7 protein-coding genes, 1 tRNA gene, 3 pseudogenes and 1 riboswitch are annotated in these 7,386 nt (G+C 74.1%); of the genes and pseudogenes, 4 read left to right on the top strand and 7 right to left on the bottom strand.

The window, feature by feature from the left end; all coding sequences use genetic code 11:
* Both D8M29_RS06960 and D8M29_RS06955 read right to left on the bottom strand, forming a co-directional pair.
* The coding region (locus tag D8M29_RS06960) for a 4-alpha-glucanotransferase (protein ID WP_238693345.1) at positions 1 to 908 on the bottom strand (908 nt) is incomplete at its 3' end.
* Positions 909 to 1,014: 106 nt separating this feature from the next.
* Positions 1,015 to 1,098: transfer RNA gene (locus tag D8M29_RS06955), tRNA-Leu, on the bottom strand.
* Between the two features lie 116 nt (positions 1,099 to 1,214).
* On the opposite strand from D8M29_RS06955, the gene D8M29_RS06950 reads away from it, so the two are divergent.
* Entirely contained in the window at positions 1,215 to 2,540 is a 1,326-nt protein-coding gene (locus tag D8M29_RS06950; protein ID WP_036384810.1) for a M20/M25/M40 family metallo-hydrolase, read from the top strand.
* Between the two features lie 51 nt (positions 2,541 to 2,591).
* Here D8M29_RS06950 and D8M29_RS06945 read toward each other — a convergent pair whose 3' ends face one another.
* Positions 2,592 to 2,831 (bottom strand): DUF5703 family protein, encoded by a 240-nt coding sequence (locus D8M29_RS06945; protein WP_036384809.1) that lies wholly within the window; start codon positions 2,829 to 2,831, stop codon positions 2,592 to 2,594.
* 93 nt (positions 2,832 to 2,924) lie between these two features.
* Between D8M29_RS06945 and D8M29_RS06940 the strand changes: the two genes are divergently transcribed.
* The 3 genes and pseudogenes from D8M29_RS06940 to D8M29_RS06930 form a co-directional block, all read left to right on the top strand.
* The gene (locus D8M29_RS06940; protein ID WP_036315190.1) at positions 2,925 to 3,143 is read left to right on the top strand and encodes a hypothetical protein; all 219 of its coding nucleotides are present in this window, start codon (positions 2,925 to 2,927) and stop codon (positions 3,141 to 3,143) included.
* Between the two features lie 69 nt (positions 3,144 to 3,212).
* The gene (locus D8M29_RS06935) at positions 3,213 to 4,046 is read left to right on the top strand and encodes an undecaprenyl-diphosphate phosphatase (RefSeq protein WP_036315183.1); all 834 of its coding nucleotides are present in this window, start codon (positions 3,213 to 3,215) and stop codon (positions 4,044 to 4,046) included.
* 64 nt (positions 4,047 to 4,110) lie between these two features.
* Positions 4,111 to 4,494 (top strand): annotated as a pseudogene (locus D8M29_RS06930) (class I tRNA ligase family protein); the annotation flags it as partial.
* A 66-nt stretch (positions 4,495 to 4,560) separates the two neighbouring features.
* On the opposite strand, the pseudogene ribD reads toward D8M29_RS06930, so the two are convergent.
* From ribD to D8M29_RS06910, 4 genes and pseudogenes are all read right to left on the bottom strand, one after another.
* A pseudogene (gene ribD, locus D8M29_RS06925) lies at positions 4,561 to 5,190 on the bottom strand (bifunctional diaminohydroxyphosphoribosylaminopyrimidine deaminase/5-amino-6-(5-phosphoribosylamino)uracil reductase RibD); the annotation flags it as partial.
* 29 nt (positions 5,191 to 5,219) lie between these two features.
* Positions 5,220 to 5,924, bottom strand: a complete 705-nt coding sequence (pnuC, locus tag D8M29_RS06920) for a nicotinamide riboside transporter PnuC (protein ID WP_004167571.1) — start codon at positions 5,922 to 5,924, stop codon at positions 5,220 to 5,222.
* Between the two features lie 82 nt (positions 5,925 to 6,006).
* A riboswitch (FMN riboswitch) is annotated at positions 6,007 to 6,151 on the bottom strand.
* Positions 6,152 to 6,240: 89 nt separating this feature from the next.
* Positions 6,241 to 6,912, bottom strand: coding sequence for a ribulose-phosphate 3-epimerase (gene rpe / locus D8M29_RS06915; RefSeq protein WP_060973834.1), 672 nt, complete (start codon positions 6,910 to 6,912; stop codon positions 6,241 to 6,243).
* 16 nt (positions 6,913 to 6,928) lie between these two features.
* Positions 6,929 to 7,386: pseudogene (locus tag D8M29_RS06910) on the bottom strand (rRNA small subunit methyltransferase B); the annotation flags it as partial.

Raw genomic sequence — 7,386 nt, 5'->3', positions numbered from 1 at the left:
AGGACGGCGGCGACGGCGGCCCGATCGATCCGGCCGGTGCGCTCCAGCTCCGCCTGGACGCGGGCGCCGGCCGACCGCAGCTCCGCCTGCTCCGCGGCGGGCAGGTCGGCGAACTCGGGGATCGAGGGCACGTGCACGACCAGCGCCGAGAGGAACCGACGGGAGACGGGGGAGTAGGGGGAGTCCGCCGGATGGGGGCCGGGCTCGATCGCGTGCAGGGGGTGCAGCAGCAGGAAGTCGGCACCGTGCCGGGCGACGATCTCGGCCAGGGACGCCATGTCCGCCGCGTCGCCGATGCCCCACGAGTCCGCCGAGGTCACCGAGTAGCCCTGCGCGGCCGCGCCCCAGCCGCGGCGCTCGAGGAAGGGACGCGCCGTGCTCAGCCGGGTCGGGGCGCAGACCAGGACCGCGGAGGCGGTGGAGCCGGAGCCGCTGGTCACCTCCAGCCGGTGCCAGCCCGGGGCGAGGTCGGCGGGGATCTGAACGTGGACGCGCTCGCGTTCGACGCCGTCCACGAGGCGGACCTCGGACACCGGCTCGCTCACGCTCACCTCGAGGGTCCGCCCGTCCTCCGTGCGCACGCGGGCCACGACCGGCTCGCCCGCGGCCACGTGGCACGGCACGGACAGGCGGTGGCCGGACCGGGCGGCCACGGTGGGCGGGAGCACGTCCCGCCAGGGGGCCGTCTCCGCCTCCTCCAGCGCCTCGGCCAGAGCGGCGACCCCGTCCGGACGGACCGACACCCCGAGGGCGGCGAGCACCTTCACGAGGGCCTCGTCCGGCACGGTCTGGGCCGAGCCGTCCTGCCCGACGTACTCGGGCTGCACCCCGTGGGCTCGCGCGAGCCGGTGCAGCAGTGCGGGGGCTTCCAGGGCCATCAGGTCCTCCATGCCGTCGTGCGGTTCCACCGACGGCGCCTGCCGTCGCACAGACACCACTCTAGAGGGGACGCCGGTCCGGGGAACACGCAGGGCCCCGGTCGTGACGACCGGGGCCCTGCTGCTCGACGAGCGGTGCGCGAGGGGGGACTTGAACCCCCACGTCCTTGCGGACACAGCGACCTCAACGCTGCGCGTCTACCAATTCCGCCACTCGCGCTCATCGGTGGAGCCCTGGGAGAGGCTCCGTCGCCCACCGCGTTCCGGTCCTGTCCGGTCCGTCCCGCTCCGGGCAACTCGAGAAAGATAGCACGGGTTCGGGCTAGGCTCAAAACCATGGTCGAGAACATCGAGAACCCCGCCCGCTCGCGCCCCGAGGACCGCGTCGTGGAGATCTGCCGCGACCTCATCCGGATCGACACCACCAACCGCGGGGGCAACGTCTCCGTCGGTGAGCCTGAGGCCGCGGAGTACTGCGCCCGGCTCATGACCGAGGCGGGGATGACCCCCCGCTTCTTCGAGTCGGCGCCGGGCCGGGTCTCCGTCGTCGGGCACCTGCCGGGCTGGGATCCGGAGGCGCCGGGGCTCGTCATCCACGGGCACACGGACGTGGTCCCCGCCGAGGCGGACGAGTGGAGCGTGGACCCGTTCGGCGCCGAGCTCAAGGACGGCATGATCTGGGGGCGCGGCGCCGTGGACATGAAGGGCATGGACGCCATGGTGCTCGCGGTGCTGCTGCACCTGGCCCGCACGGGCCGCCGGCCGCGGCGACCCCTGACGGTTGCGTTCTTCGCCGACGAGGAGGCCGGCGGCGTCTACGGCGCACGCTGGGTCGTGGACCATCACCCCGAGGTGTTCGACGGGTGCACCGAGGCGATCTCCGAGGTGGGGGGCTTCTCCACCGAGGTGCACGGCTCGCGCGCCTACCTCGTGCAGACCGCGGAGAAGGGGCTCGCCTGGCTCAACCTCACCGCGGAGGGCGCCCCCGGGCACGGCTCGGCCCCGCACCCGGACAACGCGGTCACCCGGCTGGCCGGCGCCATGACCCGCATCGGCGGGCACGAGTGGCCGCTCGTGTACACCAAGACCACGCGCGCGCTGCTCGAACAGGTGGCCGAGATCATGGGCGTGGACTTCGACGAGACGGACCCGACGCCGCAGCTCGACGCGCTCGGGCAGGCCCGTTCCTGGGTGGCCGGCACCCTGCGCACCTCGTCCAACCCGACGGGGCTGACCGCCGGCTACAAGCACAACGTCATCCCGTCCTCGGCCACCGGCACCGTGGACGTGCGCCTGATCCCCGGGGAGGAGGAGTCCGCCCTCGCCACGATCGCCGAGCTCGCCGGTCCCGACGTGACCATCGCACCCGAGCACCGGGACGTCGCCCTGGAGACCCCCTTCTCCGGGGACCTGGTGGAGCTGATGATCGCCTCGCTGCAGGCGGAGGACCCCGAGGCCCAGGTGCTGCCGTTCATGCTCGGCGGGGGCACGGACAACAAGTCCCTCTCCCGGCTGGGCATCACCGGCTACGGCTTCGCGCCCATGCGCCTGCCCGCCGACCTGGCCTTCACGTCCCTGTTCCACGGCATCGACGAGCGGGTGCCCGTGGACGCGCTCGAGTTCGGCTGCCGGGTGCTCGAGCGGATGCTGGAGCCGCGCTGATCCGGGCCGCGGGCGCGACGACGGCCGGGGCGCCGTCGTCGCGCCCGCGCCTCAGACCGTCTGCAGGGTCGAGGCCACGCGCATCACCCGGCGGCGCATCCAGTAGCGGCGCGCCCCGTCGCGGTAGTGCACGGAGCGCTGCAGCTCCCATTGGCCGTACTCCGCGTGCTCCACGAGGCGCCGCCGGGCGTCGGCGAGGGACTCGTGGGCGGCGACCGTCATCACCAGGTACTCCCACTTCTGTCCGCGGGAGATCGCGTCGAGGGTCGAGGACATCAGCTGTTCACGCACCCGCCCATCCTGGCAGACGGCGTCGGGTCCGGCGGCCGGTCCCGCACGGCCCACCCCTGGCCGCGTCACCGGCCACCGGGTTACCGTTCACCCATGAGCTCTGACGCCCGCATGGCCCTCGAGGCCCTCACCACCGCCCTGAACGAACACCTCGTGGCCGCGCAGAACAAGCGGGGCGAGGACGACCCCGCCGTCGAAGCCGCCTTCTTCGCCGTGGCCGACGCCTTCGAGGCCTACGAGGACGCCCTGTACGCGGACACCGAGGAGGTCACCCCGCTCGACCTCTTCGACGACGAGGACGACGACGACTGACCGTCCTGCTCGTGACGGATCGCACGGCCCCGGGTTCCCACCCGGGGCCGTGGCGTACAGTGACCCTCCGTGACGTGGATCGAAGCCATCATCCTGGGCCTGGTGCAGGGCCTCACGGAGTTCCTGCCCATTTCCTCCTCCGCCCACATCCGCATCGTGGGCGAGTTCCTGCCCTCCGCGACCGACCCGGGGGCGGCCTTCACGGCCATCACGCAGCTCGGCACGGAGCTGGCGGTCCTCATCTACTTCTGGCGCGACATCACCCGCATCATCGGCCGGTGGTGCGCCGCGGTCACGGGGCGGATCCCGCACTCGGACCCCGATGCGCGCATGGGCTGGCTGATCATCGTGGGCTCGATCCCGATCGCGGTCCTGGGCCTGCTGCTGGAGGACTGGATCGACACGGAGTTCCGGTCGCTGTGGATCACGGCGACCATGCTCATCGTGTTCGGCGTCCTGCTCGCCCTGGCGGACCGGCTCGGCCGTCAGACCAAGCCGCTCGAGAAGCTCACCGTGCGGGACGGCGTCCTCTACGGCCTGGCCCAGGCCCTCGCGCTGATCCCGGGCGTCTCGCGCTCCGGCGGCACCATCGCGGCCGGCCTGGCCATGGGCTACACCCGGCCCGCCGCCACCCGCTACGCGTTCCTGCTGGCGGTGCCCGCCGTGTTCGCCTCCGGCCTGTACAAGCTGTACACCTCGCTCACCGATCCCGGCACGCAGGGCCCGTACGGCATGGGGGAGACGCTGGTCGCGACCGCGATCGCCTTCGTGGTGGCCTACGCGGTCATCGCCTGGCTCATGCGCTTCATCAGCACCAACTCGTACCTGCCGTTCGTCTGGTACCGCATCCTCCTGGGCGGCGTCCTGTTCGCCCTGCTGGGCGCGGGCGTCATCAGCGCCTGAGCCCGCTCCCGCCGCCGGGCATGGCGGCCCGGCACCGCCGAACCACCCCGATCTGAGGAGTCCCGTGAAGTCCTGGAGCACCCCCGCCCCGCCCGCCGTGCCGAGCCGCCCCGACCGGCTGCGGCTGCACGACACCGCCACGGGACGGACTCGGCATCCGGGCAACGACGCGCAGCGCGCCTCGCTGTACGTCTGCGGGATCACCCCGTACGACGCGACGCATCTCGGCCACGCGAGCACCTATGTGGCCTTCGACCTGCTGCACCGCTACTGGCGCGCGGCCGGTCTCGAGGTCGCCTACGTCCAGAACGTGACCGACGTGGACGACCCCCTGCTCGAGCGGGCCGAGGCGACCGGCGTCGACTGGCGCGCGCTCGCCGAGGAGCAGACCGACCTGTTCCGTGCGGACATGGCCGCCCTCGAGGTGCTCGCCCCGGACCACTACGTCCGGCACGGGCCGGTGACCCTGGACGACGGGCACGGGCTGGTGCGCGAGTTCGGCGCCGACGGCGTCACGGGAGGTGAGGCGGGGGTCGTCGGCCAGCACGGTCCCCGTGCCGACGACGATGGCGTCGACGCGGGAGCGCACCTCGTGGGCGTGGACGCGGGAGTCCGGGCCGGTGATCCACTGGCTGGTGCCGGCGGCGGCCGCGGCGTGGCCGTCGAGGGACTGGGCGAGGTGCGCGGTCACCCACGGACGGCCTGCGTCGCGGACCTCGCGCCAGCGGGCGGTGAGCGGGAGGGCGGCCGCCTCGCCGGTGGGGCCGGGGACGTGCACCCCGTGCGCGGCGAGGCGGGCCGCGCCGCCGCCGTCGTGACCGGTGGGGTCCGCGACGGCGTAGCGCAGTGCGCCGATCCCCGCGTCCAGGACGGCCTGCGAGCAGGGGCCGGTGCTGCCGGTGTGGTCACAGGGCTCGAGGGTGACGTGCAGCGTCAGGCCGGCGGGGTCGAGGGCGGCCAGGGCCGGATCCGTGGCGCGGGCGGCCCGCCAGCGGGTCAGGGCGTCGACCTCGGCGTGGGCAGTCCCCCGTCCGCGGTGGTGGCCGACGGCCAGGACGCGGCCGGCCTCGTCGGTCAGGACGGCCCCGACGAGGGGGTTGGCGCCGCGCACACCGCGCAGCGCGGCGCGGACGGCGAGGTCCATGGGGTCGGCGGACGGGGTCTCGGCGGCGCTCATCGGGCGACGTCCCCCTCGGGGCCGTCCGGCAGCAGCGTCTCCACGGCGGGCTTGTCCCGGTCTGTGGCGCGCAGCCACACGAAGAAGCCGATCAGGGTGAAGGCGCCGTAGAAGGCGTACATCACGGCCGAGGCGTAGTAGCCGGTGCTCCACAGCAGGGGCACGCCGACGACGTCCACGGCCACCCAGATCAGCCAGAACTCCACCCAGCCGCGCGCCATGCCGTAGGTCGCCAGCAGCGATCCCACGAACGTCCAGGCGTCCGCCCACACCGGCTCCCACGAACCCAGGGCGCGGAACACGGGGGTGAGGGCGACGGTGCCGACCGCCATGGCCGTCACGAGGAACACGCGCCCGCGCCAGCCGGCCCACTCCGGGGTGATGGCGGGAGCGTCCTCGGCGTGGCCCCGGCGGGCCTGACGCCAGCGCGCCCAGCCGTAGACGGAGACGGCGATGAACATGACCTGTCGGCCGGCCTGGCCGAGCAGGGTGGCGTGATCGGCCCCCGTGAACAGGGAGGCGAGGAAGACCGTCAGCAGGATGAGGTTGCCGAGGATGCCCACGGGCCAGGCCCAGACCCTGCGCGCCATGCCGCCCAGGGCGGAGGCGAGGCCGAAGACGTTGCCCAGCACCTCGCGCATGAGCAGGCCGCCGCCGGCGACCGGGATGGTCCAGTTGAACGCGTCCACCAGCCAGTCCATGACCGTGACGCCACCTCCTCGGATCGGGACTCCGAGGGGTGCGCTCCGCAGCCCTCCCGCGCAGGGCGCGGAACGGCTCCGCCGCGTGCCTCTCCCATCCCGACTGTACGGTCGGCACCGGAATTCCACCGGTCAGGCCGCCCGGCACCGCCTCGGATGAGGACGGGCCGCGCGGTTAGCGGGCTGTCACCGCCGGTGCGGATTTCCACCGCATCTCGGAGCACGTTGCTGTCCAGCAGTATCGCACGCCCGGCCGGCCGCGCATGCCGGACGTCGCCGGGCGACGTCCGGCGCGGCGGGCGGGCGCGTCGCCGGGCTAGTGGCAGGCGCGGGCGGCGGCGGTGCGCAGGCCGACGAGCGCGGCGTCGGGGTCCTCGGCGCCGAACACCGCGGAACCGGCCACGAACACGTCCGCCCCGGCCTCGGCCGCACGCTCGATGGTCTCCCGGTTCACGCCGCCGTCGACCTGGAGGGCCAGCGGGGCGGACCCGCCGTCGAGGGCGCGGCGGGCCCGGCGGATCTTCGGCAGCACGACGTCGAGGAACGCCTGCCCCCCGAAGCCGGGCTCCACGGTCATCAGCAGAAGCATGTCCAGCTCCGGGAGCATGTCCAGGTAGGGCTCGACCGCGGTCGCCGGCCGCAGCGCCATGCCGGCCCTCGCTCCGGCCGCGCGCAGCTCCCGGGCCAGCCGGACGGGCGCGGCCGAGGCCTCGGCGTGGAAGGTGACGGACTCGGCCCCCGCCTCCGCGTAGCCGGGCGCCCAGCGGTCGGCGTCCTCGATCATCAGGTGGAGGTCCAGCGGCAGGTCCGTGGCGCGTCGGATCGCCTCGACCACGGGCAGGCCGAGGGTGAGGTTCGGGACGAAGTGGTTGTCCATGACGTCCACGTGCACCGCGTCTGCGCTGGGGATGCGGGCCAGCTCGTCGGCGAGGCGGGCGAAGTCCGCGGACAGGATCGAGGGGTGCAGGCGCGGGGCGCGGGCGGTCATGGGCGGGTCCTCTCGGTCAGGCGCCGGGGGCGCGCAGCAGGGCCAGGAACATGGCGTCGGTGCCGTGCCGGTGCGGCCAGAGCTGGGCCGTGCGGGCGACCACATCGGCTGGCTCCGGCGCGCCGGCGGGTTCGGCCTCGTCCAGGCGCAGGTCGTCGAGCGCGACGGTGTCGAGGGCGGTGCGGGCGTCGAGCAGCTCCAGCTCGGGGTGGCGGCGCACGAGGTCCTGGACCTGGACGACGGTCTCCGCGACGTGCGGGGAGCAGGTGACATAGGCGAGCACGCCGCCGGGGGCGAGGACGGAGACCGCCGCGTCGAGCAGCTCGGCCTGCAGGCCGGTGAGCTCGGCGAGGTCGGCCGGAGTGCGGCGCCAGCGCGACTCGGGTCGGCGGCGCAGCGCCCCGAGGCCGGTGCAGGGGGCGTCCACGAGGACGCGGTCGAACGAGATCGGACGGGGGGCGTGTAGGGAAAGAG

Source organism: Micrococcus sp. HSID17227, assembly GCF_003989405.1.
Lineage (GTDB): Bacteria > Actinomycetota > Actinomycetes > Actinomycetales > Micrococcaceae > Micrococcus > Micrococcus luteus.
This window is presented reverse-complemented; position numbering and strand designations above follow the sequence as displayed.